The following is a 26,810-nucleotide window of genomic DNA, read 5'->3' as shown; positions in this document are numbered from 1 at the left end:
AACCCGCGACCATTCTTTTAGCTTGATTTCAGGACAATTATGAGCAAGAGCACCGCTGAGATCCGTCAAGCGTTTCTCGATTTTTTCCACAGTAAGGGACACCAGATTGTCCCTAGTAGCTCCCTAGTACCAAATAACGATCCAACACTGTTATTTACGAATGCGGGGATGAACCAGTTTAAGGATGTATTCCTTGGTCTGGATAAGCGTAGCTATTCGCGCGCGACTACGTCTCAGCGTTGCGTGCGTGCCGGTGGGAAGCATAACGATCTCGAAAACGTAGGTTATACCGCACGTCATCACACTTTCTTTGAAATGCTGGGCAATTTTAGCTTCGGCGACTACTTCAAGCATGAAGCTATCCGCAACGCCTGGGAATTACTTACCGGCGAGCAGTGGTTCAATCTGCCTAAAGAAAAACTGTGGGTGACCGTCTACGCGACGGATGACGAAGCCTTTGATATCTGGGCTGACGAAATCGGCGTTCCGCGCGAGCGCATCATTCGTATTGGCGACAACAAAGGCGCGCCCTACGCATCAGATAACTTCTGGCAGATGGGCGATACGGGACCTTGCGGCCCATGTTCTGAAATCTTTTACGATCACGGCGACCACATCTGGGGCGGACCTCCGGGTTCTCCGGAAGAAGACGGCGACCGCTATATCGAGATTTGGAACTTGGTCTTCATGCAGTTCAACCGTCAGGCCGATGGCACCATGCTGCCTCTGCCCAAGCCTTCGGTGGATACCGGTATGGGGCTGGAACGTATTTCAGCCGTCCTGCAGCATGTGAACTCCAACTACGAAATCGATCTGTTCAAAACACTGATCGCTGACGTGGCGAAAGTCATTGGTACAGACGATCTTGATAATAAATCGTTGCGTGTAATTGCCGACCATATTCGCTCTTGTGCTTTCCTGATCGCAGATGGCGTCATGCCGTCTAATGAAAACCGCGGCTATGTGCTGCGCCGTATCATTCGACGCGCCGTACGTCACGGCAATATGCTGGGCGCTAAAGAGACCTTCTTCTATAAGTTAGTTGCGCCGCTGATTAGCGTTATGGGGCCGGCTGCAGAAGACCTGAAACGTCAGCAAGCGTTGGTCGAACAGGCGTTGAAGAATGAAGAAGAGCAGTTTGCTCGGACGCTGGAACGTGGATTGGCACTGTTGGACGAAGAGATTAATGGCCTGCAGGGCGATACGCTGGATGGCGAAGCGGCTTTCCGTCTGTACGACACTTATGGCTTCCCGCTGGATTTGACCGCGGATGTGTGCCGTGAACGCAATATCAAGGTCGATGAAGAAGGCTTTGAGCGGGCGATGGAAGCGCAGCGCCAGCGAGCTCGTGAAGCGAGCGGCTTTGGCGTGGATTATAACAGCCAGATTCGCGTCGATACGGCCACTGACTTCTGCGGCTACGACAACACGGCAGGCAATGCCAGCGTTATTGCGCTTTATCGTGAAGGNCAGTCGGTCGATGAAATTCATGCTGGTGAAGATGCCGTAGTCATTTTGGACAACACGCCGTTCTACGGTGAGTCCGGTGGTCAGGTGGGGGACCGGGGGGAACTGAAAACGACCGATGCACGTTTCGTGGTGGAAGACACCCAGAAATATGGTCAGGCTATTGGTCATATCGGTAAACTCAGCCATGGTACGCTGAGAATTAATGGTACTGTGAATGCAGTTGTTGACCAGGCGCGTCGCGATCGTATTCGTCTGAACCACTCTGCGACGCATCTGCTGCATGCGGCACTTCGTCAGGTTCTGGGTGATCATGTCGCTCAGAAAGGTTCATTAGTGAATGACCGTCATCTGCGTTTCGACTTCTCGCATACGGAAGCCATGAAAGCGGAACAGCTTCGCCAGGTTGAAGATATTGTCAATACGCAGGTTCGTCGCAATTTGCCGATCGAAACCGAAGTGATGGCGATTTCAGAGGCGAAGTCAAAAGGCGCTATGGCGCTCTTTGGCGAAAAGTACGATGACCATGTTCGTGTGCTGACGATGGGCGACTTCTCGATAGAGTTGTGCGGCGGTATCCATGCCAGCCGCACGGGCGACATCGGCCTGTTCCAAATCGTGTCGGAATCAGGGACTGCAGCGGGTATTCGCCGTATCGAAGCCGTGACGGGTGAGAATGCCATCAACGCACTACATCGTCAGAGCGATGTATTGCAGGAAGTGACCGCACTGGTTAAAGGTGACAGCAATAATCTGGCGGAAAAAGTACGGTCTGTTATCGATCGCACGCGTACTCTGGAAAAAGAATTACAGCAGTTGAAAGCGCAACAGGCAGCACAAGAAAGTTCCTCTTTAGCAGGCAAAGCGAAAGAGGTAAACGGTGTGAAACTGCTGGTTGTCCAACTGGATAATGTTGAGCCCAAGATGCTGCGTACGATGGTCGATGACCTGAAAAACCAGTTGGGGTCAGCGATTATTGTTCTGGCTACGACAGCCGAAGGTAAGGTCAGCCTTATCTCCGGGGTGACGAAAACGTTGACCAGCAAGGTGAAAGCAGGGGAACTCATCGGTTTTGTCGCCAGTCAGGTTGGCGGTAAGGGCGGTGGTCGCCCTGATATGGCCCAGGCCGGCGGCAGTGATGTTAACGCTCTGCCAGCGGCTCTGGAGAGCGTTGAAGCCTGGGTGGTTGATAAGCTATAACTAATTTATCAATGTTATCTAGACAAACGTCGTAACCTTTAACAGTTTTGGCGCCTTGGGCTTGCGGAAACGGACGAACGCAAGCCAGATGGAGTTTACCGGCCCCTAGAAAACTGGGGCCAGTAAGACCTTCCGTCTGGCTGTGATAACAAAAATCGCAAGCTGTCTTATATCGACTAGACTGAACATTAGTAACAACTATGAGTGGGATGATGAACAATCATCATCTGGGTTTACGTTTTCTTGGCCCATGACGGATAATGGTGAGAAAATGAAGGGGCCTGACTCTTTATAATCTTTTCAAGGAGCAAAGAATGCTTATTTTAACTCGTCGAGTTGGCGAAACCCTCATGATCGGCGATGAGGTTACGGTTACTGTACTGGGAGTAAAGGGCAATCAGGTACGCATTGGTGTCAACGCCCCCAAAGAGGTCTCCGTTCACCGCGAAGAGATTTATCAGCGCATTCAGGCAGAGAAGTCTCAGCCTACATCGTATTAATTGACAATGCGTCTCGCAAAACGAGGCGCCATTGCTTCTATCGCTCGTTTTCGTCGTATTTCCCGTTTTTCCCATCTAAGTTCCGCATTTGTTTCTTCATGCTAGCAAGCATGATAAGCAATTGTTTTTCTGTTGATAAAATACACGTTGTGTTGTCAATCTGTACGTATTGGCCGCGAAGTGTGCAAACAAACAGGGTGAGGGAAAAATTGTTTGACTTATAAGTCGTGGAAAGTAATATGTGCGCCACGCAGTACCGGTGAGCACGAAACGAAAGATGAGTTGAGTATCACAGGTGATGTTAGGTGAGGTGGCCGAGAGGCTGAAGGCGCTCCCCTGCTAAGGGAGTATGCGGTCAAAAGCTGCATCGAGGGTTCGAATCCCTCCCTCACCGCCATTAATTGATAATGCATCCGTAGCTCAGCTGGATAGAGTACTCGGCTACGAACCGAGCGGTCGGAGGTTCGAATCCTCCCGGATGCACCATCAAGCAGTTTGTTGTCCTGGTGGCTCCTTGTAGTTCATCAGAGAAAAGAGAAGTTTGCAGTTAGTTCTTATGCATCCGTAGCTCAGCTGGATAGAGTACTCGGCTACGAACCGAGCGGTCGGAGGTTCGAATCCTCCCGGATGCACCATCACTACTGTTTTATCCTCTGTTTTCAAAAATCTTAACGCACCAATTCTGATATGCATCCGTAGCTCAGCTGGATAGAGTACTCGGCTACGAACCGAGCGGTCGGAGGTTCGAATCCTCCCGGATGCNCCATCTTCTCTCTCAGATTTATTTTCCCTGTTATCTTCTTGTTTCTCTGCCTGAGTTCTTTATTTCCTCTAACGCTGTTTCACGCTTCCCATTAGTTCTCTTCCTCCCATTCCTTGTGATTACCATAATGGCCTGTTTTTTATATGGTTATTGAATAAGCGACAAGTTTTTGACTTTGCGCTAAAGTAGATATCCATTTTTTAAAGTGCCATGGAGGCAAGATGTACGATCGCTATCTGGGCCTCATATTCGATATGGATGGCACTATTCTGGATACCGAGCACACTCACCGTCTGGCCTGGAAACAGGTGCTTGCCCGGCGGGGTATGCAGTATGATCCAGCGCCTCTCGTGGCACTCAATGGCGCGCCAACTTGGCGTATCGCCGAATTCATTATTGCCAGACATCAGCTCGAACTCGATCCTCACCAACTCGCCGAAGAAAAAACTTCGTTAGTGATGGAAATGTTGCTGGATACCGTCACGCCGTTGCCGCTGATGGACGTGGTGAAGCATTATCACGGCCGGCGGCCAATGGCGGTTGGAACGGGAAGTCGACATGCGATGGCGGAACAGCTACTAAGCCATCTTGGGGTCAGGCACTATTTTGATGTGATAGTGGGCGCCGACGACGTAGAAAATCATAAGCCGTTCCCCGATACCTTCCTTCGTTGCGCCGAACGGCTCCAGGTGGCTCCTCAAGATTGTGTCGTTTTTGAAGATGCTGACTTCGGTATTGAAGCCGCGACGCGGGCAAACATGGACGTTGTCGATGTCAGAACGTTGTGAGTGACGTCTGGTCTTTCATCTCGCTCTTCGGAAGCAGCTTTCTCAGCGCCACGTTATTGCCCGGCAGCTCGGAGGTTGTGCTTGTGTCGCTATTGATCGCAAAAACGTCCAGCCCATGGCTTCTGGTTGCTATCGCAACGGCCGGTAACACGCTTGGTGGGTTAACCAATATGATTGTCGGCCGACTCTTACCCGAACGTCACGGCCGGGGAGGGCGAGCTATGGCTCAGCGCTGGTTAGAGCGTTATGGTGTTGCTGCGCTATTATTTAGCTGGGTGCCTATCATTGGAGATATGCTCTGCGTCTTGGCGGGCTGGCTACGNTTACCGTGGGGGCGAGCTTCGCTCTGTATTTTTATTGGGAAAGCGCTACGTTATCTTGTGCTGTGCTGGATGACGTTACAAGGGGTTGCATGGTGGTCCTAGCCAGTTTTAATCGCGTCGGATGGATGGCATCCGGCATCAGTTATGCTAACAACTATTACATATTAACTAACGGGAGGTCGCTTTGATCCCGGACGTATCAGAATCTCTGTCCTGGCTGGAACAACATCCTCAGGCCATCAAGGGAATTCAGCGAGGAATAGAACGCGAAACATTACGTGTTATGGCCAATGGACATCTGGCGCAGACCGGACATCCGGAAACGTTAGGGGCCGCATTGACGCACTCGTGGATCACCACAGATTTTGCCGAGTCTTTGTTAGAGTTTATTACTCCGGTTGATAAAGATATTCATCATCTGCTGACGTTCCTGCGCGACATCCACCGATATGTCGCTCAGCACCTGGGTGAGGAAAGAATGTGGCCGCTCAGCATGCCGTGCTACGTCGCTGCTGAAGATGATATCGAACTGGCCCAATACGGTTCATCCAATATTGGACGGATGAAGACGCTGTACCGCGAAGGACTCAAAAATCGCTATGGCGCTCTGATGCAAACCATTTCCGGCGTGCATTACAATTTTTCTTTGCCGCTATCTTTTTGGCAGCAAAAAGCGGGCGTGGTGGACGAAATCAGCGGCAAGTCCGCGATCTCATCCGGCTATTTTCAGCTGATCCGCAATTATTATCGCTTTGGCTGGGTCATCCCCTATCTTTTTGGCGCCTCGCCAGCTGTCTGTTCCTCGTTCCTGCAGGGAAAAGAATCCTCCATTCCTTTCAAGCGTACGGAAAATGGCCTTTGCTATCTGCCTTATGCCACTTCGCTGCGTCTCAGCGATCTGGGGTATACCAACAAGTCGCAGAGCAATCTGGGCATTACCTTCAACGACCTCGATACCTATGTCGCAGCGCTTAAGCAAGCTATTGCCACCCCTTCCGAAGACTATGCTCGGTTGGGCGTGAAACGAGATGGTCGCTACCTGCAGCTCAATACCAACGTTCTGCAGATAGAGAACGAGTTGTATGCGCCAATCCGCCCTAAACGTGTTNCTCGCTCGGGAGAGAAGCCGTCAGATGCTTTGCTGCGTGGTGGCGTCGAGTACATTGAGGTCAGATCGCTCGACATTAACCCCTTTTCCCCCACGGGCGTCAGTGAAGAGCAGGTGCGCTTCCTCGACCTATTTCTGATTTGGTGCGCACTGGCCGATGCGCCGGATATGAGCAGTGAAGAGCTGCAATGTACTCGTAAAAACTGGAATCGCGTTATTCTTGAAGGGCGTAAGCCTGGACAAACCATCGGGATGGGCTGTGATTCGCGGCAGCAGCCGTTGGCTGAAGTCGGGCGCGAGCTGTTTGCCGATTTACGTCGGGTAGCGGAATTGCTGGATAAGGAGCATGATGAACCTTGTTACCAGCAGGTCTGTGATAACCTAGTCGCCCAGTTTGACGATCCAGAAAGCACGTTCTCAGGCCGATTGTTGAAAATGATGCTTGAAGAAGGGAGTGGAGGCGTCGGTTTGGCGCTGGCGGCCCAATATCGTGAAACCTTGCGAAAAGAGCCGTTGGAAATCCTGACTGAAAGCCAGTTTATCGCCGAGTCTGAACGCTCATGGCTGCGACAGCGACAGCTGGAATCTGAAGATAAACAAAGTTTTGATGAGTTTCTTGCCGCGCAATAACAGCGGGTAAAAAAAGAAACGGCCACACCGTAGTGTGGCCAAATAAACATCTCTGTTAATAGGGATGATGATGATAAATGCGCGTCTTTCATATGTTATGACTTGCGCCAAGAAAAAAAGTTTCCTGGAAACCAGAAAAAAACATTTTTTCGATGAGGAGGTGGCAACATGCCATTACTAGATAGCTTTACTGTCGATCATACGCGTATGGCAGCCCCTGCGGTACGGGTCGCAAAAACCATGAAAACGCCTAACGGCGATACCATCACGGTCTTCGACCTGCGTTTCTGCCGTCCTAACCATGAAATCATGCCGGAACGCGGTATTCATACATTGGAGCATCTGTTTGCCGGTTTCATGCGCGACCATCTGAATGGTGAAGGGGTCGAGATCATCGATATCTCTCCGATGGGATGCCGCACGGGTTTTTACATGAGCCTGATTGGTACGCCAGATGAAGTCCGCGTGGCTGAGGCCTGGAAAGCCTCAATGGAAGACGTTCTGAAAGTGAAAGAACAGCGCAAGATCCCTGAACTGAATGAGTTCCAGTGTGGTACTTACGATATGCACTCATTGACCGAAGCGCAGGATATCGCTCGCCATATCCTTGAGCACGATGTTCGGGTTAATAAGAATGATGAGCTGGCCTTGCCTAAAGACAAGCTGGCTGAGCTGCATATCTGACAGCCTTGAGAGACAAAAAAGAGAGCATTACGCTCTCTTTTTTGTGTCTGAAACGTGAGTTTAATGAACGAGAAAAGGATTGATGACACGGCTGCCGAAATAGGACAGCGTCAACAGTAATGCGCCTATGAGGTTGAAGTAAACCACACGGCGACCCCTCCAGCCCTCATGGTAGTGACCCCACAGCAGCAGAATATAGACGAACCAGGCCAGCAAAGAGAACAGCGCCTTGTGGAGATTCTCTTTATTGTTGAGCAAGTCGCTCATGTAAAACATCCCGGTGCACAGTGTCAGCGTCAGTAGAATCACCCCGACCTGAGTGATGTGGAACATCTTGCGTTCAATGCTGAGCAGCGGCGGCATATCCGACGTAAATCCCAACATTTTATTCTTCAACATGTAGTCCAGAGACGCCATCTGCAGCGCGTACAGCGCGGCAATCATCAGCGTGGCGTAGGCAAACAGCGCCAGGCCGATATGCACCATCAACCCAGGTTCATTTTCAAGATGAGTGATGAATTCGCCCGGCATAAACGTCGCGAAGGCCAGGTTTATCAGCGCGAAAGTATAGACAACGGGCAGCAGAAACCAGCCGCGATTGCGTGTGGCGACGAAGGTCATGACCGAACAGATCATCAGACTGACCAGCGAGCCGATGTTGAGCAGGCTCAGATTCTGCCCAGCGTAGACATCAAAGATGCGTTGATAGAGCGCCACGGCATGACAGGCAAGCGCGAGCACCGCAGAGGCTACCGCCAACCGACGATAGGCGCTGTTCTTTTTCAACAGGCTGGGAACAATCAGCCCCAGACTGAGCGAATAGGCCGCTAAAGCCACGATGGCGAAAACAGACATAGCGTTAGATTATTTAATATCAACAGAGTAATAAGGACGGCCAGTATAGCCTTAGTCATTACGGCCCACCAACCTGTTATCCGTAAACACTCGCGGAGATTGCCGCCGCTTTCGTGTTATAATCCCCACCGTTCACGTCGCGATAGCGGCCAGTTTACGTTGAGCAGAGCTATGTTTGAAAATCTAACCGATCGACTATCGCGCACTTTGCGCAACATCAGCGGCCGAGGCCGACTGACTGAAGAGAATATTAAAGAGACGCTGCGTGAAGTTCGCATGGCGTTACTTGAAGCCGATGTGGCACTGCCCGTGGTGCGTGATTTCATCAATCGCGTCAAGGAGCGGGCCGTCGGCCACGAGGTGAATAAAAGCCTGACGCCGGGGCAGGAGTTCGTCAAGATTGTTCAGAACGAACTGGTTGCCTCCATGGGCGAGGTCAATGCCGAGCTGAATCTGGCGGCGCAGCCTCCCGCCGTTGTCCTGATGGCGGGTTTGCAAGGTGCGGGTAAAACGACCAGCGTCGGTAAGCTGGGTAATTTCCTGCGCGAGAAGCAGAAGAAAAAAGTGCTGGTGGTTTCAGCGGACGTGTATCGCCCTGCGGCGATCAAGCAGCTGGAAACGTTGGCGCAGACGGTTGGGGTCGACTTTTTCCCATCCGACGCCGGTCAAAAGCCGGTCGATATCGTCAATCAAGCGTTAAAGCATGCCCAACTGCAGTTTTATGATGTCCTGCTGGTAGATACCGCGGGTCGACTGCACGTTGATGACGCGATGATGGATGAGATCAAGCAGGTCCATGCGGCATTAAATCCCGTGGAAACTCTGTTTGTGGTCGATGCCATGACGGGGCAGGATGCGGCGAACACGGCGAAAGCGTTTAATGAGGCGCTGCCGCTGACCGGTGTGATCCTGACTAAAATCGACGGTGACGCCCGTGGCGGTGCGGCGCTGTCTATCCGCCATATCACCGGCAAGCCGATTAAATTCCTCGGCGTCGGTGAAAAGACGGAGGCACTGGAGCCGTTCCACCCGGATCGTATCGCGTCCCGTATTCTGGGAATGGGGGACGTCCTGTCCCTGATCGAAGAGCTGGAAACCAAGGTCGACCGCACCCAAGCTGAGAAGCTGGCGAAAAAGCTGAAAAAGGGCGACGGGTTCGACCTGACCGACTTCCTTGACCAGCTCAAGCAGATGCGCAACATGGGCGGCATGGCCAGCATGATGAGCAAGCTGCCGGGGATGGGCCAACTGCCGGATAACGTCAAGTCACAGATGGATGACAAGGTTCTGGTGCGTATGGAAGCCATCATCAATTCCATGACGCAGAAAGAGCGCGCTAAACCTGAAATTATCAAGGGATCGCGCAAACGCCGTATCGCTATGGGTTCAGGCATGCAGGTGCAAGACGTCAATCGGCTGCTGAAGCAGTTTGACGACATGCAGCGCATGATGAAGAAGATGAAAAATGGCGGCATGGCGAAAATGATGCGCGGAATGAAAGGTATGATGCCGCCGGGCTTTCCGGGGCGCTAACGTCTGATGTTTTACCGCGGCGTAGAAAGTATTCGGGGATGAAACACGCTTTAGATTGCTTTTTACGCCAAAATGAGTAAAATTTTCGGGCTTTTTATATGACACTGGGCCCCGTTCCTCGATGGGGCCCGGTTGTTTTATTCACTAAAGAGGATGTTATGGTAACTATTCGTTTGGCACGTGGCGGCGCTAAAAAACGCCCGTTCTACCAAGTCGTCGTGACCGATAGCCGCAATGCGCGCGACGGTCGTTTTATTGAGCGTGTAGGTTTCTTCAACCCGATCGCAACCGGTCAGGCCGAAGCACTGCGTCTGGACCTAGATCGTATCGAGCACTGGGTTGGCCAGGGCGCTACCGTTTCTGATCGCGTATCTGCGCTGATCAAAGACGCTAAAAAAGCAGCATAACCTGTTGCGGTGGTGACAATGAGCAAGCAGCTTAGCCCTCAAGCCCCTACAAACCCGGTAGTCCTCGGGAAAATGGGGTCGACGTATGGCATCAGAGGTTGGCTCAGAGTGTTTTCCTCCACCGAAGATGCCGAAAGTATTTTTGACTATCAGCCCTTGTATCTCCGGAATAAAGGCGGCTTGCAGCTCATCGAAATAGAGAGCTGGAGGCACCATAATCAGGACCTGATCATCAAGATCAAAGATGTTGAAGATCGGGATGCAGCGAATCTGTTGACCAATTGCGAGATTGTTGTCGACGTATCTCAGCTTCCTGAGCTGGATGAGGGTGATTATTACTGGAAAGATCTTATTGGCTGTGAAGTCGTAACCATTAACGGTTACGGGCTGGGCAAAGTCATCGATATGATGGAAACCGGTTCGAACGACGTAATGGTAGTAAGAGCTAACCTGAAAGATGCTTACGGGGTCAAGGAGCGGTTAATTCCGTTCCTGACAGAGCAGGTGATCAAGCATGTTGACCTCTCTACTCAACGTATTGAAGTAGATTGGGATCCTGGTTTTTGATCTCCGTACAACGAGCAGTAACGAGTGGAACGATGCTATGTGGATTGGGGTAATCAGCCTGTTTCCAGAAATGTTCCGCGCCATTACTGATTATGGAGTCACTGGCCGGGCAGTAAAAAATGGCCTGCTGAGCGTAGAATATTGGAGTCCGCGAGACTTCACCTACGACCGGCATCGCACCGTGGACGATCGCCCTTATGGCGGCGGTCCCGGGATGCTGATGATGGTGCAACCTTTGCGGGATGCGATTCATGCAGCTAAAGCAGCGGCAGGCGAAGGCGCTCGGGTGATTTATCTGTCACCACAGGGCCGCAAATTAGATCAGCAAGGCGTACGTCAACTTGCCACACATCAGAAGATGATTCTGGTCTGTGGAAGGTACGAGGGAATTGACGAGCGCGTAATCAAAACCGAAGTCGACGAAGAGTGGTCTATCGGTGATTATGTGCTCAGCGGCGGCGAACTGCCGGCAATGACGCTGATTGACTCTGTTTCCCGGTTTATCCCGGGCGTGCTGGGTCATGAAGCTTCCGCAGAAGAAGACTCTTTTGCGGATGGATTGCTGGATTGCCCTCATTTCACCCGGCCTGAAGTGTTGACGGGGATGGAAGTCCCGGCAGTTTTACTGTCAGGCAACCATGCTGAAATACGTCGCTGGCGTTTGAAGCAGTCGCTGGGCCGAACCTGGCTTAGAAGACCTGAACTTCTGAAAAGCCTAGCTCTGACTGACGAGCAAACAACGTTGTTGGCTGAATTCCAACGGGAACATCAGTCACAACAAGAGTATTAGGGGGCCGTGACGGCGCAGCGCCGGGCGAACCCATATATCAGTTTACCTAGGGTAAGAGACATATTATGAGCAACATCATTAAACAGATCGAACAAGAGCAGATGAAGCAAGACGTACCTTCATTCCGTCCGGGTGATTCCGTGGAAGTTAAGGTATGGGTCGTTGAAGGTTCTAAAAAACGTCTGCAGGCATTCGAGGGCGTGGTTATCGCTATTCGTAACCGCGGTCTGCATTCTGCATTCACTGTTCGCAAGATTTCTAACGGCGAAGGCGTGGAACGTGTATTCCAGACGCATTCTCCAGTAGTGGACAGCATTACTGTGAAACGCCGTGGTGCCGTACGTAAAGCGAAACTGTACTACCTGCGTGAGCGTGCTGGTAAGTCTGCTCGTATCAAAGAGCGTCTTAACTAAGAACGCGCTTTCGCGACATCCGAAAGTCGTTTTGAATGAAGGGGTGGCCTCTATGCCGCCCCTTTTTTTGTATCTAAAAATCATTACATTAAAGAGAGGAGCAACGAACGTAAGCGATTTAAGGAGAAATCATGAACGATCTGCAGCAAGTCAACGCTATTTTGGGGAGCCCGCTATGGGGGGCTTTCGCGGCCGCCGCGGCGCTTTGCGTTAGAGTCGTTTGGCGATGGCTAAGAACCCTTCCTGAAGATCGCGAAGCATGGGGACTTATCGAGGACGTAAAACCCTGGATGATCAGGCTGAGCGGCATTAAATCCAGAAAAAAGTTGCTGACGCCTCCGGGTCGGGCCGACTACCTTGGCGCCGTTATCTTATCCATCCTGTTTGCCAGCCTGTTCAGCGTGATGACCTATGTCATGGGCCGTTACGTCATCCGTGTTCCTCACGACTGGGCGTCGTTAACGATGACGGTGGAAGGGAAGGAAAACTTCTTGTTAACGTTAGATAAAGCCAAGGGGGTGGTGGGTCAGCAGCCTTGGGAAATCACGCCTACGACCTGTAGGAGTCAATCCTATGACGATATCTCACTTGATTTGCACCTTTCTCCCGCGTTGGTAAGGACCGTATGCGGTAACATTGGCATGGAAAAGTCACAGCAGGATATTCAAAAAAGAATCGATGAGACTCGCTACAACAAGGTTTGGTTTTCCATCATCTACTTATACTTTCTGGTGTTCTTTGTTTTCATCTTAATCTCGATATTCTCAGACATTTTGTTGCGCAAAAAAGCCATTGCTCACCATGAGAAAGAAAAAANCCTCGCTTATCAATACCTGACGTGACATAAGCCGTGAGGTGTAGAGGCTGTACTCTCCCTGCAATCACGTAAATCAAATCTAGCAATAGTGGCATCGGCCTTCCGCTAAATTTAGACGGCCTTAGCAGAGTAGACGTGTATCGATGGACGATGCACTCATGTTTTGAGTGTAATAAAAAGTTTACACTCGTTGCGAGTTTAGATTGTCTAATGCCCTTTATGATTGTCTTGCAGGATCAGCTCATCCAACGAGAAAAGGGTGAAACGCTGTTTTATATTTTAGGTGGCGAATACAACGTTTTTTCTGTGAGTTTTGTTTTTAATATTTTGAGTTTATTAATATTTTATCTTTTTTGGAAGTAATCCAAAGCCAAGAAGTTTAGGCCGCAGGCCTCTCATATTCAGTGTTATTCAGTGACGAGATGCCAATACCGGACAGACGTTTTTCGGGGCGGGTATACAAATTCCACCCTGAATATCACGTGGCTTATAAGGGTAATAATAACTTTACATGGCGTGGTTTTAAACATTTACACCTTGTGATACTGTGTCCCGAAATAGATATTCACCATCATCACCGCACAGGCACAGCATAAGGGACAGGACCATGAACATGCAGAAAGACGCGCTTAATAACGTCAATATCGTTGAAGAACAGATATTGATTACTCCCGATGAATTAAAAGCGAAGTTTCCCCTGAGTGACGAAGCTCAGCAGGCGATTTCTCGCTCACGACAAGCCGTGGCGGATATTATCCACGGTCGGGATGATCGGTTGCTGATTGTGTGTGGTCCTTGTTCCATCCATGACACCGATGCCGCGCTGGAGTATGCCCGCAGATTGCAGTCTTTGTCGGCAGAGCTGAGCGACAGGCTCTATATCGTCATGCGCGTTTACTTCGAAAAACCCCGCACCACCGTTGGCTGGAAAGGGTTGATTAACGATCCGCATATGGACGGTTCGTGCGATATGGAAGCCGGTCTGCATGTTGCGCGCGATCTGCTGCTGAAGCTGGTCAATATCGGCCTCCCTCTGGCGACGGAAGCGCTGGATCCCAATAGTCCGCAGTACCTGGGCGATCTTTTCAGCTGGTCTGCAATCGGTGCGAGAACCACGGAGTCGCAGACACACCGTGAGATGGCATCCGGGCTTTCCATGCCGGTTGGATTCAAGAATGGCACGGATGGCAGCCTTGGCACGGCCATCAATGCCATGAAGGCCGCCTCGATGGCGCACCGCTTTATGGGGATCAACCAAAGTGGTCAGGTTTGTTTGCTGCATACGCAGGGGAACAGGGACGGACATGTCATCTTGCGCGGCGGAAAAAGGCCGAACTACAGTGCGGAAGACGTGGCGGAATGTGAAAAACAGATGCGTGATGCGGGACTGAAACCGGCGCTGATGATAGATTGTAGCCACGGAAATTCGAACAAAGATTATCGTCGCCAGCCGCTGGTGGTGGCGTCTGCCGTGGAGCAGCTCAAAGCCGGCAATCGTTCCATCATCGGCCTGATGCTGGAAAGCCACCTGAATGAAGGCAGCCAGTCTTCCGAACAGCCGCGTTCTCAGATGCATTACGGTGTGTCTGTCACGGATGCCTGCATTAGTTGGGAAAAGACAGAATCATTATTGCGATCGGTGCACCAGGATCTTGGCGCGATACGCACCCATCAGTAAGGAGAAGAGTAGATGACCGCTGAACTGACCGCGTTACGTGATCAGATTGACGAGGTAGATAAGGCACTATTGGCATTGTTGTCTCGGCGGTTAAAACTCGTCGCAGAAGTGGGCGAAGTCAAAAGTCACTATGGATTACCGATTTACGCGCCAGACCGGGAAGCGGAAATGCTGGCTTCTCGTCGAAAGGAGGCCGAGGCCTTAGGGGTTCCTCCCTCGTTGATTGAAGATGTGCTGCGGCGCGTCATGCGTGAATCCTATTCCAGCGAAAATGACAAAGGGTTCAAAACGTTGAACCCTTCACTGCGGTCGGTCGTCATTATCGGCGGTCGCGGTCAGATGGGACGCATGTTCGATAAAATGCTGACCCTTTCCGGTTACCAGGTCAAAATCCTGGAACAGGAGGACTGGCCTCGGGCGAACGAACTGCTGGCGGATGCGGGGATGGTGATCGTCAGCGTACCGATTCATCTTACCGAACAGGTGATTGCCCAACTGCCGCCGCTGCCGGAGGACTGCCTGCTGGTGGATTTGGCGTCGGTTAAAAATGGTCCGCTGCAGGCGATGCTGGCGGTGCATCAGGGACCGGTTGTGGGGCTGCACCCGATGTTCGGTCCGGATACCGGCAGTCTGGCCAAGCAGGTGGTGGTGTACTGCGATGGACGCCAACCGGAAGCCTATCAGTGGCTGCTGGAACAGATCCGTGTCTGGGGCGCGCGTTTGCATCGCATTAGCGCGGTCGAGCACGATCAGAACATGACCTTCATCCAGGCGTTACGCCATTTCACGACGTTTGTGTACGGGTTACATCTGACGGAAGAGAATGTTCAGATCGAACAATTGCTGGCGTTGTCATCGCCCATCTATCGCCTGGAGCTAGCGATGGTGGGGCGGCTGTTTGCTCAGGACCCGCAGCTTTACGCAGACATCATCATGTCATCCGGCAATAACCTGGCTTTGATCAAGCGTTATTACGAGCGGTTCGGCAAAGCGATTGCGCTTTTAGAGAATGGCGATAAAACGGCGTTCATCAACAGTTTTAAGAAAGTGGAACATTGGTTCGGCGACTATTCACGTCGGTTTATGAGCGAAAGCCGTACATTGTTGCGACAGGCCAACGATATTCGCTAACCCCTTTACCTGTAAGACACTTGCGCCGCCATCTCCTTATGGAAATGGCGGCGTTTGCGTTTAACCGCCCAAATCGACCGGGACGACATTTTCGCTAGGGTAGCAGCCGAGGACTTTCAGCGAACGAGTGATCGCCGTGAGTTCATTGATGGCTTTCTGCATCGGCTTGCTGCGCAGGTTTGCCTGGACATCAATGTAGAACATCTCTTCCCACGGGTTGCCGTGGATAGGACGAGACTCCAGTTTGGTCATGATAATGCCTTGATCCCGCAAAACCTGCAGCGCTTCGACCAACGCGCCCGATTGCTGGCCGGTCGCCATAATCAACGTGGTTTTAGCTGGAACCTGTTCTGCAACGTCAATTTGCTTGCGAGCCAGTACGATGAAGCGGGTGTAGTTTTGCGTCTGGTTTGCCAGGTTGTGCTCCAGCACTTGCAGATTGTAAAGCGTACCTCCGGCCTCACTCCCCAGCGCAGCGGCGTGAGGAGAGTTCAGCTCGGCCACTTTCGCCATCGCGGCGGCGCTGCTTTCGCAATATTCGATTTTCCAGTGCGGGAAGCGATTGATGTAATGGCTGCATTGCTGGAAAGGCTGAGGATGGCTATAAACGGTTTGGATCTGATCAAGCTGAGTGTCTGTAGCCACCAACACGCAGTGGTCGATCGGGTTGGAAAGTTCGCCCACGATCGACAGTCCTGTGTGTTGCAGCAGATCGTAGACGTCGTTAATCGATCCTGAGCTGGTATTTTCGATTGGCAAAACGCCGTAATCTGCGTGGCCATTCTCAACCGTGGTGAAAATATCCTGAAACTTCTGGCAGCCGCATTCGATGATCTGGTCGAAGTGACGCGCGGTATATTGACGTGCGGCCAGGTGGGAATAGGAGCCTTTAGGGCCGAGGAACGCCACACGAGCCGAGAGTGCGCCGGTTTGATTCAGGTGCTGTTGGAGCAGAGCCTGCTGGGTCAGTACGGAGTCCTCGATGATCAACTGGAACAGCCGGGTGATGTAGTGACCATCGAGTTGATACTTCTTGCCTGCTTCTACCAGGCGCGCCAGCAGGTCGCGTTCACGCTCTTTGTCTCTGATAGGACGATGCGTTGTTTGCTTAGCGCGGGCAACGTCCAGAGCCAGCTCTCGTCGTTGAGCCAGAAGCTCCAGCAGCTGTAAATCCAGCGCGCTGATGCGGTCGCGCAGTGCCAATAATGGATTGTCGGTCATTTTGCTTTACCCTGTTTGCTGTCCAGAACAAAAAAAAGCCTCCTGTTTTCAGGAGGCTTTTTGTTCGTCTTCGTATTCTTACTCACACGACCAAGCGCCCCCCCAGCAGGGGAAGAAAAAGAAGAAGACGAAGAACAATGAGTGGCGTGTCATTAATGAAATCCTGACGGTTGATGGGGCTAGGTTAACGACTGCCTTTTCATCCTGTCAATAAAAAACGCGCCTTTCGACGCGTTAACAACATCACGGTTGGGAAGCCGGGAATTACTCTTCCGGGGTCGGTAGTGGCGCGATGTCTTTAAGGCACGTGTCTGCACGACGCGCTTCGCCTTTATGCTGAGCCTTGTTCAACTGCCGTTCGAGCTTGGCGATAAGTTCGTTGACCGCAGTATACATATCTTCATGTTTTGCGCTTGCGACCAGCGGTCCGTTTGGTGTGCCAATGGTGGCGTCAGCCACAAAGCCTTTGGGCTCTTTCGACAGGATAATGTGTGGATTGATTAGGCTGGTTTGCCACTTGTCCAGCTTGGTGAGACGGTCTTCGACATGTTTGCGTATTGCCGGGGTGATATCCATTTGCTTACTGGTAATGTTGATAGTCATAAACGTTTACCTCTCTGCCTTGTCCGTCTTGGATAATTTCAGCATACCCCGAGATGGCTAAAATGGCAGGGTTTTAAGTCTTTTTTTTGTCATATATCAGAATGGTCGTGTGATTTGTGAGCGGGTGTTGGGATTCTGGCCGCAGGCCTTGTCAGTGAAGGGGGAGCTATGCCAAAATTTTCAGGATTTGCCGCCAGACATTGTTTTGCCCAACGGGCAATGGACGTAAAAAAGGCAGCCTAAGCTGCCGTTGTGCAATCCTTTCTAACGCGCTTGATCAGGCTTGATTAGCCGAGATCAGCTTCGCGACTTTGTCCGCCTCTCCGGTCAACTGCATCTGGCGATAAGCATTTTCCATCAGCGGCAGAGCCGTACGCGTGGCCTGAGTATCCGGGTAGTCTTTCAGCATCTGCTCAACACGATTAACCACCGCGACATACGCGCCGCGTTTCGTGTAATATTGCGCGACCGAAAGTTCATACTTCGCCAAACGCTCTTTCAGAAACGCCAGACGTTTGCCGGCATCGGTCACATACAGGCTGCGAGGATAGCCCTCCGCCAGTTGGCTGAATGCCTTGAAGGCGGCGCGGGCGTACTGCGGATCGCGGTCTGAACGATCTACACCGAAGAAACCCTGCAACGCACTGTCATCTAACGCCATGTTGGTTAATCCGCGCATGTACAACACGTAATCCACATTGGGACTCGTGGGGTTCAGACGCAGGAAGCGGTCGATGGATGCCTGAGCTAACGGTAACTCGGCGGATTTATAGTAGGCGTAGATCAGGTCAAGCTGAACCTGCTGGGAATAAGGGCCGAATGGATAACGGTTATCCAACGCTTCCAACTGCGTAATGGCTGCCTTAAAGTTGCCCTCCTGCAATTTCTCCTGCGCGGTGGCGTAAAGCTCGGCAGGTGGACGGTCTGGAACCGCATCCTTGGTGCTGGAACAACCCGCCAGTACCAGGCTCAACGTGGCAGCAGCCACCAGATATTTCATACGCGTCATGACGTTTTGATTATCCTCAGAGTGTTTTTTACGGGAAACTGTCCGTTAAGCTCCCGATGAAGACCAGCTACAATGGTACATGATTTTATACGGCATCGCCGTTAAAACCCAACGTAAAAGAAGCGGCATACTATGGCACAACAAGTACAACTCACCGCAACGGTGGCCGAATCGCAACTCGGACAACGTTTAGATCAGGCTTTGGCAGAATTGTTCCCTGATTATTCACGTTCTCGCTTAAAAGAGTGGATTCTGGACCAGCGCGTGCAGGTGAATGGCACCGTGATTGATAAACCTAAAGAGAAGGTGCTGGGAGGCGAAACGATTGCCGTCGACGCGTTGATCGAAGAGGAAGCCCGCTGGGAGCCTCAGGCGATCCCGCTGGATATCGTCTACGAAGATCAGGATATTCTGGTCATCAACAAGCCGCGAGGCTTGGTCGTTCATCCGGGCGCGGGCAATCCGGACGGCACCGTGCTGAATGCGCTGCTTCATTATTATCCCGAGATTGTCGATGTGCCGCGCGCCGGCATCGTTCATCGACTGGATAAAGACACCACCGGGCTGATGGTGGTCGCCAAAACCGTCCCGGCGCAGACCCGGCTGGTGGAATCGCTGCAGGCCCGAGAAATCACGCGTGAATATGAAGCTGTGGCGATCGGTAATATGACGGCGGGCGGCATGGTGGAAGAACCTATTGCGCGTCATCCTACGAAACGCACGCACATGGCCGTGCATCCGATGGGCAAACCGGCGGTCACGCATTACCGGATTATGGAGCATTTCCGTGCTCATACCCGGCTCAGACTTCGTCTGGAAACGGGGCGAACCCACCAGATTCGCGTTCATATGTCGCATATCGCACATCCGCTGGTCGGCGATCCGCTCTATGGCGGTCGCCCCCGTCCGCCGAAAGGCGCTTCCGACGAATTCATTAGTGTGCTGCGCGGCTTCGATCGTCAGGCGCTCCACGCCACCATGCTGAGACTGTACCATCCCGTCACCGGTATTCAGATGGAGTGGCATGCAGCGTTGCCGCAGGATATGGTGGATTTAGTTGCGGCACTGAAAGCGGATACCGAAGAGTTCAAGGATCAACTGGACTGGTGAAAACATGCTGATTCAGCCCGACTGGCCCGCGCCAGCGTCCATCCGCTCCTGTTCAACCACGCGTAGCGGGGGAAGCAGCAGCGAACCCTATGCTTCTCTTAATCTCGGCAACCACGTGGGCGATGACATTGCGTGCGTGGAGCAAAATCGCCGTCGATTAGTGGCAGACGCCGAACTCCCTGCTGAGCCGCATTGGCTTCAGCAGGTGCATGGGACTCAGGTCGTCAATCTTGACGACGCGTTTCCCGGGACGACGGGGGATGCTGTCTATACCTCCCGTCCAGGCAAGGTCTGTGCGGTGATGACGGCCGATTGTTTGCCGGTGCTGTTTTGTTCGTTGCAAGGGAATGAGGTTGCGGCGGCGCATGCGGGTTGGCGAGGATTGCAGGCCGGTGTGCTGGAACAGACGTTGCAGGCTTTCCGGGCGGCGCCATCGGAAATAATGGCGTGGCTCGGTCCCGCTATTGGGCCACAGCAATTCGAAGTCGGCGCTGAGGTGCGAGAGGCGTTCATGGCGAGCGATCCCGCTGCGGCGCGCTCGTTTGTCGCTCGTGACGATAAGTACCTGGCCGACATCTTTCAGCTAGCCCGACTGCGACTGCGCGCAGCAGGCGTCACTCATATTTACGGCGGCGAATACTGCACGGTGAGCCGTCCGCAACACTTCTTCTCCTACCGCCGCGACGGCGTTACCGGTCGAATGGCAAGTTTAATCTGGCTGATATAACCTTTTGAATTAGGGCGGTCCAGCGCGTAGAACATTATTCCTACTATTATTACTGACAAATCATCTTGAAAATTTGGGGCTCGGCCTCATCTAATCTCCAGTAGCACATTTGATCAGTATAAATCGGAGGAGTTATGCGTCTGGATCGTCTTACAAACAAGTTCCAGCTTGCCCTCGCTGATGCCCAATCTCTCGCTCTCGGTCGAGACAATCAATTTATCGAACCACTGCATTTAATGAGTGCCCTTTTGAATCAGGAAGGAAGCACGGTCAGCCCGCTGTTAACCGCAGCTGGCGTTAATGTCGCTCATCTGAAACAAGAAATTGAGCAGGCGTTAAGCCGTCTCCCGCAGGTTGAAGGGACGGGCGGCGATGTACAGCCATCCAATGAGTTGGTGCGGACATTAAATCTTTGCGACAAGCTGGCTCAGAAAAGGGGTGACACCTTTATATCGTCGGAACTGTTTGTTCTGGCGGCGTTGGAAGCGCGGAGCACGTTGACGGATCTGTTAAAGAACGCCGGCGCCAACATGGAGAGCGTGACCAAAGCGATTGACCAAATCCGTGGAGGAGAAAACGTGAACGAACAAGGGGCTGAAGATCAGCGCCAGGCATTGAAAAAATTCACAATCGATTTAACCGAACGTGCCGAGCAGGGCAAATTGGACCCCGTCATTGGTCGTGATGAAGAAATTCGCCGCACGATTCAGGTGCTGCAGCGCAGAACTAAAAACAATCCGGTCCTCATCGGTGAGCCTGGGGTTGGTAAAACGGCTATTGTCGAAGGGTTGGCGCAGCGTATCGTCAACGGAGAAGTGCCTGAAGGGTTGAAAAATAAACGCGTGCTGGCGCTGGACATGGGATCGCTGGTGGCTGGCGCCAAGTTCCGCGGCGAATTCGAAGAGCGCCTGAAAGGCGTCTTGAACGACCTATCGAAACAGGAAGGCAGCGTTATCCTGTTTATCGATGAGCTGCATACGATGGTCGGTGCAGGGAAAGCGGACGGCGCTATGGACGCGGGTAATATGCTGAAGCCGGCGCTGGCGCGCGGTGAGCTGCACTGCGTCGGGGCGACCACGTTAGACGAATACCGCCAGTACATAGAGAAAGACGCAGCGCTGGAGCGTCGCTTCCAGAAAGTATTTGTGGCTGAACCAACGGTGGAAGATACCATCGCGATTCTGCGTGGGCTGAAAGAGCGTTATGAGCTGCATCATCATGTTCAAATCACGGACCCGGCGATTGTGGCCGCGGCGACGTTGTCCCATCGCTATATCGCAGACCGTAAGCTGCCGGACAAGGCGATTGACCTGATCGACGAGGCGGCATCCAGCATTCGTATGCAAATCGACTCGAAGCCTGAGGCGCTGGATCGTTTGGACCGACGCATCATCCAACTGAAGCTTGAACAGCAGGCGTTAAAGAAAGAGTCTGATGAAGCCAGCCTCAAACGTCTGGAGATTTTGAACACCGAGCTGGAAGAGAAAGAGCGGGACTACTCAAAGCTGGAAGAAGAGTGGAAGGCCGAAAAAGCCTCGCTGACGGGTACCCAGAACATCAAGGCCGCGCTGGAACAAGCCAAGATCGAATTGGAGCAGGCGCGCCGTCAGGGCGATTTGGGTCAAATGTCGGAATTGCAGTACGGGAAGATACCGGAGCTGGAAAAACAGCTGGCGGCGGCGACGCAGTCGGAAGGTAAAACCATGCGTCTGCTGCGTAATAAGGTGACGGACACCGAAATCGCCGAAGTGTTGGCGCGCTCAACCGGTATCCCAGTATCGAGAATGCTGGAAGGCGAACGCGAAAAACTTCTGCGCATGGAAGATGAGCTGCATCAGCGCGTGATAGGACAGAACGAAGCGGTGGAAGCGGTGGCGAACTCAATCCGACGTAGCCGCGCCGGCCTGGCCGATCCTAATCGTCCCATCGGTTCGTTCCTTTTCCTGGGGCCGACAGGGGTAGGGAAAACCGAGCTGTGCAAAACGCTGGCGAAATTTCTCTTCGATAGCGACGATGCGATGGTGCGTATCGATATGTCCGAATTCATGGAAAAACATTCGGTATCCCGCCTGGTGGGCGCGCCCCCGGGATATGTCGGTTATGAAGAAGGGGGTTACCTCACGGAAGCGGTGAGACGCCGTCCTTATTCCGTCATTTTGCTGGATGAAGTCGAGAAAGCGCACCCTGATGTGTTTAACATCTTGCTGCAGGTGCTGGATGATGGCCGCTTGACCGACGGGCAGGGACGTACGGTGGATTTCCGTAACACGGTGGTTATCATGACGTCCAATCTGGGATCGGACCTTATTCAGGAACGATTCGGCGAAATGAGTTATAGCCAGATGCGCGATATGGTCATGAATGTCGTTAGCCACCACTTCCGACCTGAGTTCATCAACCGTATTGATGAAGTTGTGGTATTCCATCCGTTAGGCCGGGAACACATTACGTCAATTGCCCAGATTCAGCTGCAGCGTTTGTACCAGCGACTGGAGGAACGGGGCTATAGCGTGACGATTTCTGAACCTGCGTTGGAGATGCTGGGTAAAATCGGGTTCGATCCGGTGTATGGGGCTCGCCCATTGAAGCGTGCCATACAGCAACTGATCGAAAACCCGCTAGCGCAGCAAATATTGTCAGGCAAGCTGCTTCCGGGTAAGCCGATTACCCTGGATGTTGATGGTGAGTCTATCGTCGCGCATCAGTAGCGATATGTTGATCCGCTTAGGGAAAGCCCGAATATTTTTATATCCGGGCTTTTTTGTTGATTAAATGTACGTTTCGGGGGTTTAAACCGCCGTTAATTGACCTTTTGGTTTAAATGTGAGCGGTTGGCCATTTTTTTGCATTTAGCGCTTGTCAGCCTGAAATAACTCCCTATAATGCGCTCCCACTGACACGGCACAGCGGACAACGCAACGCGGTGACAGTCGGAGAAAAACGAAGAAAGTCGTTGACTCTGAATGAGGTAAGCGTAATATACGCGGCCTCACGTTAGCCGCCACGGCGGCAACGAAACGCTCTTTAACAATTTAATCAGACAATCTGTGTGGGCACTCACAAGACACTATCGCAACTAGATACGAAAAAGTCTTGAAGAGTGAACAACAGTTAATTCATTACGAATAAACAGTAAATTCTTTGAGCATCGCTATTAACTTAGCAAATCAAGCTTTTAATTGAAGAGTTTGATCATGGCTCAGATTGAACGCTGGCGGCAGGCCTAACACATGCAAGTCGAGCGGCAGCGGAAGGAAGCTTGCTTCCTTGCCGGCGAGCGGCGGACGGGTGAGTAATGTCTGGGGATCTGCCCGATGGAGGGGGATAACTACTGGAAACGGTAGCTAATACCGCATAACGTCGCAAGACCAAAGTGGGGGACCTTCGGGCCTCACACCATCGGATGAACCCAGATGGGATTAGCTAGTAGGCGGGGTAAAGGCCCACCTAGGCGACGATCTCTAGCTGGTCTGAGAGGATGACCAGCCACACTGGAACTGAGACACGGTCCAGACTCCTACGGGAGGCAGCAGTGGGGAATATTGCACAATGGGGGAAACCCTGATGCAGCCATGCCGCGTGTATGAAGAAGGCCTTCGGGTTGTAAAGTACTTTCAGCGGGGAGGAAGGCAGTGAACTTAATACGTTCGCTGATTGACGTTACCCGCAGAAGAAGCACCGGCTAACTCCGTGCCAGCAGCCGCGGTAATACGGAGGGTGCAAGCGTTAATCGGAATGACTGGGCGTAAAGCGCACGCAGGCGGTTTGTTAAGTCAGATGTGAAATCCCCGAGCTTAACTTGGGAACTGCATTTGAAACTGGCAAGCTAGAGTCTTGTAGAGGGGGGTAGAATTCCAGGTGTAGCGGTGAAATGCGTAGAGATCTGGAGGAATACCGGTGGCGAAGGCGGCCCCCTGGACAAAGACTGACGCTCAGGTGCGAAAGCGTGGGGAGCAAACAGGATTAGATACCCTGGTAGTCCACGCTGTAAACGATGTCGACTTGGAGGTTGCGGTCTTGAACTGTGGCTTCCGGAGCTAACGCGTTAAGTCGACCGCCTGGGGAGTACGGCCGCAAGGTTAAAACTCAAATGAATTGACGGGGGCCCGCACAAGCGGTGGAGCATGTGGTTTAATTCGATGCAACGCGAAGAACCTTACCTACTCTTGACATCCAGAGAATTTAGCAGAGATGCTTTAGTGCCTTCGGGAACTCTGAGACAGGTGCTGCATGGCTGTCGTCAGCTCGTGTTGTGAAATGTTGGGTTAAGTCCCGCAACGAGCGCAACCCTTATCCTTTGTTGCCAGCGATTCGGTCGGGAACTCAAAGGAGACTGCCGGTGATAAACCGGAGGAAGGTGGGGATGACGTCAAGTCATCATGGCCCTTACGAGTAGGGCTACACACGTGCTACAATGGCGCATACAAAGAGAAGCGAACTTGCGAGAGTAAGCGGACCTCATAAAGTGCGTCGTAGTCCGGATTGGAGTCTGCAACTCGACTCCATGAAGTCGGAATCGCTAGTAATCGTAGATCAGAATGCTACGGTGAATACGTTCCCGGGCCTTGTACACACCGCCCGTCACACCATGGGAGTGGGTTGCAAAAGAAGTAGGTAGCTTAACCTTCGGGAGGGCGCTTACCACTTTGTGATTCATGACTGGGGTGAAGTCGTAACAAGGTAACCGTAGGGGAACCTGCGGTTGGATCACCTCCTTACCAAAGTGAAGTGCTAGTGAAGTGCTCACACAGATTGTCTGATGAAAAAGCAAGAGCAAAAGCGCACCTGTTGATGATGAGTCTCTGACTCATGCTGATGCGGAACGATTGAGCCGGAAGGCTGAGTCGGATTTCGTGTCCCCATCGTCTAGAGGCCTAGGACACCGCCCTTTCACGGCGGTAACAGGGGTTCGAATCCCCTTGGGGACGCCATACCGATAATGAGTGAAAGGCATTATCACCTGAATATCTTAAAGATGACTTTAACGAGTCGTGTTTAAGATATTGCTCTTTAACAATCTGGAACAAGCTGAAATTTGAAACGATGCAGCTGAACATGTCTCTCCGTGCAGTATTGAGATGTGATTTGGTTGTGTCAGAGTCTCTCAAATAATCGCAGCGTGAAGCGTGTCTTACGAGACACCTTCGGGTTGTGAGGTTAAGTGACTAAGCGTACACGGTGGATGCCTAGGCAGTCAGAGGCGATGAAGGGCGTGCTAATCTGCGAAAAGCGTCGGCAAGGTGATATGAACCGTTATACCCGACGATACCCGAATGGGGAAACCCAGTGCAATCCGTTGCACTATCGCAACATGAATACATAGTGTTGCGAGGCGAACCGGGGGAACTGAAACATCTCAGTACCCCGAGGAAAAGAAATCAACCGAGATTCCCCTAGTAGCGGCGAGCGAACGGGGAGGAGCCCAGAACCTGAATCAGTTTGTGTCTTAGTGGAAGCGTCTGGAAAGTCGCACGACAGAGGGTGATAGTCCCGTACACGAAGAGGCATGGATTGTGAGTTCGATGAGTAGGGCGGGACACGTGTTATCCTGTCTGAATATGGGGGGNCCATCCTCCAAGGCTAAATACTCCTGACTGACCGATAGTGAACCAGTACCGTGAGGGAAAGGCGAAAAGAACCCCGGCGAGGGGAGTGAAATAGAACCTGAAACCGTGTACGTACAAGCAGTGGGAGCCTTGATTTATCAGGGTGACTGCGTACCTTTTGTATAATGGGTCAGCGACTTATATTCTGTAGCAAGGTTAACCGAATAGGGGAGCCGCAGGGAAACCGAGTCTTAACTGGGCGTTAAGTTGCAGGGTATAGACCCGAAACCCGGTGATCTAGCCATGGGCAGGTTGAAGGTTGGGTAACACTAACTGGAGGACCGAACCGACTAATGTTGAAAAATTAGCGGATGACTTGTGGCTGGGGGTGAAAGGCCAATCAAACCGGGAGATAGCTGGTTCTCCCCGAAAGCTATTTAGGTAGCGCCTCGTGAACTCATCTTCGGGGGTAGAGCACTGTTTCGACTAGGGGGCCATCCCGGCTTACCAACTCGATGCAAACTGCGAATACCGAAGAATGTTATCACGGGAGACACACGGCGGGTGCTAACGTCCGTCGTGAAGAGGGAAACAACCCAGACCGCCAGCTAAGGTCCCAAAGTCATGGTTAAGTGGGAAACGATGTGGGAAGGCCCAGACAGCCAGGATGTTGGCTTAGAAGCAGCCATCATTTAAAGAAAGCGTAATAGCTCACTGGTCGAGTCGGCCTGCGCGGAAGATGTAACGGGGCTAAACCATGCACCGAAGCTGCGGCAGCGACACTTAGGTGTTGTTGGGTAGGGGAGCGTTCTGTAAGCCTGCGAAGGTGACCTGTGAGGGTTGCTGGAGGTATCAGAAGTGCGAATGCTGACATAAGTAACGATAATGCGGGTAAAAAACCCGCACGCCGGAAGACCAAGGGTTCCTGTCCAACGTTAAT

General features: G+C 52.1%; 21 protein-coding genes, 5 tRNA genes, 2 rRNA genes and 1 other annotated feature. Of the genes, 24 read left to right on the top strand and 4 right to left on the bottom strand.

What is annotated here, in order from left to right; translation table 11 throughout:
* The first annotated feature begins 39 nt into the window (after positions 1-39).
* The 10 genes from alaS to luxS all read left to right on the top strand — a co-directional run bounded on the left by alaS (position 40) and on the right by luxS (position 7,463).
* The gene (gene alaS, locus SB13_RS07440; protein ID WP_026739742.1) at positions 40-2,667 is read left to right on the top strand and encodes an alanine--tRNA ligase; all 2,628 of its coding nucleotides are present in this window, start codon (positions 40-42) and stop codon (positions 2,665-2,667) included.
* 314 nt (positions 2,668-2,981) lie between these two features.
* Positions 2,982-3,167, top strand: a complete 186-nt coding sequence (gene csrA, locus SB13_RS07435) for a carbon storage regulator CsrA (RefSeq protein ID WP_005972168.1) — start codon at positions 2,982-2,984, stop codon at positions 3,165-3,167.
* Positions 3,168-3,471: 304 nt separating this feature from the next.
* Positions 3,472-3,564: transfer RNA gene (locus tag SB13_RS07430), tRNA-Ser, on the top strand.
* A 12-nt stretch (positions 3,565-3,576) separates the two neighbouring features.
* A tRNA-Arg gene (locus SB13_RS07425) sits at positions 3,577-3,653 on the top strand.
* A gap of 72 nt (positions 3,654-3,725) precedes the next feature.
* Positions 3,726-3,802: transfer RNA gene (locus SB13_RS07420), tRNA-Arg, on the top strand.
* 54 nt (positions 3,803-3,856) lie between these two features.
* A tRNA-Arg gene (locus tag SB13_RS07415) sits at positions 3,857-3,933 on the top strand.
* A gap of 218 nt (positions 3,934-4,151) precedes the next feature.
* Positions 4,152-4,718, top strand: a complete 567-nt coding sequence (gene yqaB / locus SB13_RS07410; protein WP_026739741.1) for a fructose-1-phosphate/6-phosphogluconate phosphatase — start codon at positions 4,152-4,154, stop codon at positions 4,716-4,718.
* A complete protein-coding gene (locus tag SB13_RS17250) occupies positions 4,715-5,143 on the top strand; it encodes a YqaA family protein (protein ID WP_072000223.1) in 429 nt (142 codons plus the stop codon). The genes yqaB and SB13_RS17250 overlap by 4 nt, the downstream gene beginning before the upstream one ends.
* A gap of 82 nt (positions 5,144-5,225) precedes the next feature.
* On the top strand, positions 5,226-6,779 hold the full coding sequence (gshA, locus tag SB13_RS07405; RefSeq protein WP_026739740.1) for a glutamate--cysteine ligase: 1,554 nt from the start codon (positions 5,226-5,228) through the stop codon (positions 6,777-6,779).
* Between the two features lie 168 nt (positions 6,780-6,947).
* Entirely contained in the window at positions 6,948-7,463 is a 516-nt protein-coding gene (luxS, locus tag SB13_RS07400; protein ID WP_026739739.1) for an S-ribosylhomocysteine lyase, read from the top strand.
* 60 nt (positions 7,464-7,523) lie between these two features.
* On the opposite strand, the gene SB13_RS07395 is transcribed toward luxS, so the two are convergent.
* Positions 7,524-8,318: a cytochrome C assembly family protein gene (locus SB13_RS07395; RefSeq protein WP_026739738.1), complete on the bottom strand. Its 795-nt coding sequence runs from the start codon at positions 8,316-8,318 to the stop codon at positions 7,524-7,526.
* Between the two features lie 171 nt (positions 8,319-8,489).
* Between SB13_RS07395 and ffh the strand changes: the two genes are divergently transcribed.
* The 8 genes from ffh (at position 8,490) to tyrA (ending at position 15,654) form a co-directional block, all read left to right on the top strand.
* The gene (gene ffh, locus SB13_RS07390) at positions 8,490-9,851 is read left to right on the top strand and encodes a signal recognition particle protein (protein ID WP_026739737.1); all 1,362 of its coding nucleotides are present in this window, start codon (positions 8,490-8,492) and stop codon (positions 9,849-9,851) included.
* A 158-nt stretch (positions 9,852-10,009) separates the two neighbouring features.
* Positions 10,010-10,258 carry a 30S ribosomal protein S16 gene (rpsP, locus tag SB13_RS07385; protein ID WP_026739736.1) on the top strand — a complete coding sequence of 83 codons (249 nt, stop codon included), beginning with the start codon at positions 10,010-10,012 and terminating at the stop codon, positions 10,256-10,258.
* 18 nt (positions 10,259-10,276) lie between these two features.
* The gene (rimM, locus tag SB13_RS07380; protein WP_026739735.1) at positions 10,277-10,825 is read left to right on the top strand and encodes a ribosome maturation factor RimM; all 549 of its coding nucleotides are present in this window, start codon (positions 10,277-10,279) and stop codon (positions 10,823-10,825) included.
* A gap of 37 nt (positions 10,826-10,862) precedes the next feature.
* Positions 10,863-11,615, top strand: coding sequence for a tRNA (guanosine(37)-N1)-methyltransferase TrmD (gene trmD / locus SB13_RS07375; protein ID WP_026739734.1), 753 nt, complete (start codon positions 10,863-10,865; stop codon positions 11,613-11,615).
* A gap of 65 nt (positions 11,616-11,680) precedes the next feature.
* The gene (rplS, locus tag SB13_RS07370; protein WP_026739733.1) at positions 11,681-12,028 is read left to right on the top strand and encodes a 50S ribosomal protein L19; all 348 of its coding nucleotides are present in this window, start codon (positions 11,681-11,683) and stop codon (positions 12,026-12,028) included.
* 131 nt (positions 12,029-12,159) lie between these two features.
* The gene (locus SB13_RS07365; protein ID WP_026739732.1) at positions 12,160-12,870 is read left to right on the top strand and encodes a DUF6216 family protein; all 711 of its coding nucleotides are present in this window, start codon (positions 12,160-12,162) and stop codon (positions 12,868-12,870) included.
* Between the two features lie 588 nt (positions 12,871-13,458).
* On the top strand, positions 13,459-14,523 hold the full coding sequence (locus SB13_RS07360) for a 3-deoxy-7-phosphoheptulonate synthase (RefSeq protein WP_036150769.1): 1,065 nt from the start codon (positions 13,459-13,461) through the stop codon (positions 14,521-14,523).
* A 12-nt stretch (positions 14,524-14,535) separates the two neighbouring features.
* Positions 14,536-15,654, top strand: a complete 1,119-nt coding sequence (tyrA, locus tag SB13_RS07355) for a bifunctional chorismate mutase/prephenate dehydrogenase (protein WP_026739730.1) — start codon at positions 14,536-14,538, stop codon at positions 15,652-15,654.
* 60 nt (positions 15,655-15,714) lie between these two features.
* On the opposite strand, the gene pheA is transcribed toward tyrA, so the two are convergent.
* The 3 genes from pheA to bamD all read right to left on the bottom strand — a co-directional run bounded on the left by pheA (position 15,715) and on the right by bamD (position 18,487).
* Positions 15,715-16,875, bottom strand: a complete 1,161-nt coding sequence (gene pheA / locus SB13_RS07350) for a bifunctional chorismate mutase/prephenate dehydratase (RefSeq protein WP_026739729.1) — start codon at positions 16,873-16,875, stop codon at positions 15,715-15,717.
* Between the two features lie 29 nt (positions 16,876-16,904).
* Positions 16,905-17,029: a sequence feature (Phe leader region), on the bottom strand.
* A 110-nt stretch (positions 17,030-17,139) separates the two neighbouring features.
* Positions 17,140-17,478, bottom strand: coding sequence for a ribosome-associated translation inhibitor RaiA (raiA, locus tag SB13_RS07345; RefSeq protein WP_026739728.1), 339 nt, complete (start codon positions 17,476-17,478; stop codon positions 17,140-17,142).
* Positions 17,479-17,755: 277 nt separating this feature from the next.
* Positions 17,756-18,487, bottom strand: a complete 732-nt coding sequence (bamD, locus tag SB13_RS07340) for an outer membrane protein assembly factor BamD (RefSeq protein ID WP_026739727.1) — start codon at positions 18,485-18,487, stop codon at positions 17,756-17,758.
* Positions 18,488-18,619: 132 nt separating this feature from the next.
* Between bamD and rluD the strand changes: the two genes are divergently transcribed.
* From rluD to SB13_RS07310, 6 genes are all read left to right on the top strand, one after another.
* Positions 18,620-19,597 (top strand): 23S rRNA pseudouridine(1911/1915/1917) synthase RluD, encoded by a 978-nt coding sequence (rluD, locus tag SB13_RS07335; RefSeq protein ID WP_026739726.1) that lies wholly within the window; start codon positions 18,620-18,622, stop codon positions 19,595-19,597.
* A 4-nt stretch (positions 19,598-19,601) separates the two neighbouring features.
* A complete protein-coding gene (yfiH, locus tag SB13_RS07330) occupies positions 19,602-20,324 on the top strand; it encodes a purine nucleoside phosphorylase YfiH (protein WP_026739725.1) in 723 nt (240 codons plus the stop codon).
* A gap of 134 nt (positions 20,325-20,458) precedes the next feature.
* Positions 20,459-23,032, top strand: a complete 2,574-nt coding sequence (gene clpB / locus SB13_RS07325; protein ID WP_026739724.1) for an ATP-dependent chaperone ClpB — start codon at positions 20,459-20,461, stop codon at positions 23,030-23,032.
* Between the two features lie 468 nt (positions 23,033-23,500).
* Positions 23,501-25,042, top strand: a 16S ribosomal RNA gene (locus SB13_RS07320).
* A 137-nt stretch (positions 25,043-25,179) separates the two neighbouring features.
* A tRNA-Glu gene (locus tag SB13_RS07315) sits at positions 25,180-25,255 on the top strand.
* Positions 25,256-25,479: 224 nt separating this feature from the next.
* Positions 25,480-26,810: ribosomal RNA gene (locus SB13_RS07310) — 23S ribosomal RNA — on the top strand; the annotation flags it as partial.

The organism is Lonsdalea quercina subsp. quercina (assembly GCF_000688695.1).
Lineage (GTDB): Bacteria > Pseudomonadota > Gammaproteobacteria > Enterobacterales > Enterobacteriaceae > Lonsdalea > Lonsdalea quercina_D.
The sequence above is the reverse complement of the archived record's forward strand: the minus strand, read 5'-3'. Positions and strand labels throughout refer to the sequence as shown.

What these genes read in the sequence shown, in the direction of transcription:
- trmD (WP_026739734.1), top strand. Translation starts at nt 10,863, where the DNA reads ATGTGGATTGGGGTAATCAGCCTGTTTCCAGAAATGTTCCGCGCCATT.
- SB13_RS07360 (WP_036150769.1), top strand. Translation starts at nt 13,459, where the DNA reads ATGCAGAAAGACGCGCTTAATAACGTCAATATCGTTGAAGAACAGATA.
- csrA (WP_005972168.1), top strand. Translation starts at nt 2,982, where the DNA reads ATGCTTATTTTAACTCGTCGAGTTGGCGAAACCCTCATGATCGGCGAT.
- ffh (WP_026739737.1), top strand. Translation starts at nt 8,490, where the DNA reads ATGTTTGAAAATCTAACCGATCGACTATCGCGCACTTTGCGCAACATC.
- clpB (WP_026739724.1), top strand. Translation starts at nt 20,459, where the DNA reads ATGCGTCTGGATCGTCTTACAAACAAGTTCCAGCTTGCCCTCGCTGAT.
- bamD (WP_026739727.1), bottom strand. Translation starts at nt 18,487, where the DNA reads ATGACGCGTATGAAATATCTGGTGGCTGCTGCCACGTTGAGCCTGGTA.
- rplS (WP_026739733.1), top strand. Translation starts at nt 11,681, where the DNA reads ATGAGCAACATCATTAAACAGATCGAACAAGAGCAGATGAAGCAAGAC.
- luxS (WP_026739739.1), top strand. Translation starts at nt 6,948, where the DNA reads ATGCCATTACTAGATAGCTTTACTGTCGATCATACGCGTATGGCAGCC.
- yfiH (WP_026739725.1), top strand. Translation starts at nt 19,602, where the DNA reads ATGCTGATTCAGCCCGACTGGCCCGCGCCAGCGTCCATCCGCTCCTGT.
- yqaB (WP_026739741.1), top strand. Translation starts at nt 4,152, where the DNA reads ATGTACGATCGCTATCTGGGCCTCATATTCGATATGGATGGCACTATT.
- raiA (WP_026739728.1), bottom strand. Translation starts at nt 17,478, where the DNA reads ATGACTATCAACATTACCAGTAAGCAAATGGATATCACCCCGGCAATA.
- SB13_RS07395 (WP_026739738.1), bottom strand. Translation starts at nt 8,318, where the DNA reads ATGTCTGTTTTCGCCATCGTGGCTTTAGCGGCCTATTCGCTCAGTCTG.
- tyrA (WP_026739730.1), top strand. Translation starts at nt 14,536, where the DNA reads ATGACCGCTGAACTGACCGCGTTACGTGATCAGATTGACGAGGTAGAT.
- pheA (WP_026739729.1), bottom strand. Translation starts at nt 16,875, where the DNA reads ATGACCGACAATCCATTATTGGCACTGCGCGACCGCATCAGCGCGCTG.
- rluD (WP_026739726.1), top strand. Translation starts at nt 18,620, where the DNA reads ATGGCACAACAAGTACAACTCACCGCAACGGTGGCCGAATCGCAACTC.
- rimM (WP_026739735.1), top strand. Translation starts at nt 10,277, where the DNA reads ATGAGCAAGCAGCTTAGCCCTCAAGCCCCTACAAACCCGGTAGTCCTC.
- rpsP (WP_026739736.1), top strand. Translation starts at nt 10,010, where the DNA reads ATGGTAACTATTCGTTTGGCACGTGGCGGCGCTAAAAAACGCCCGTTC.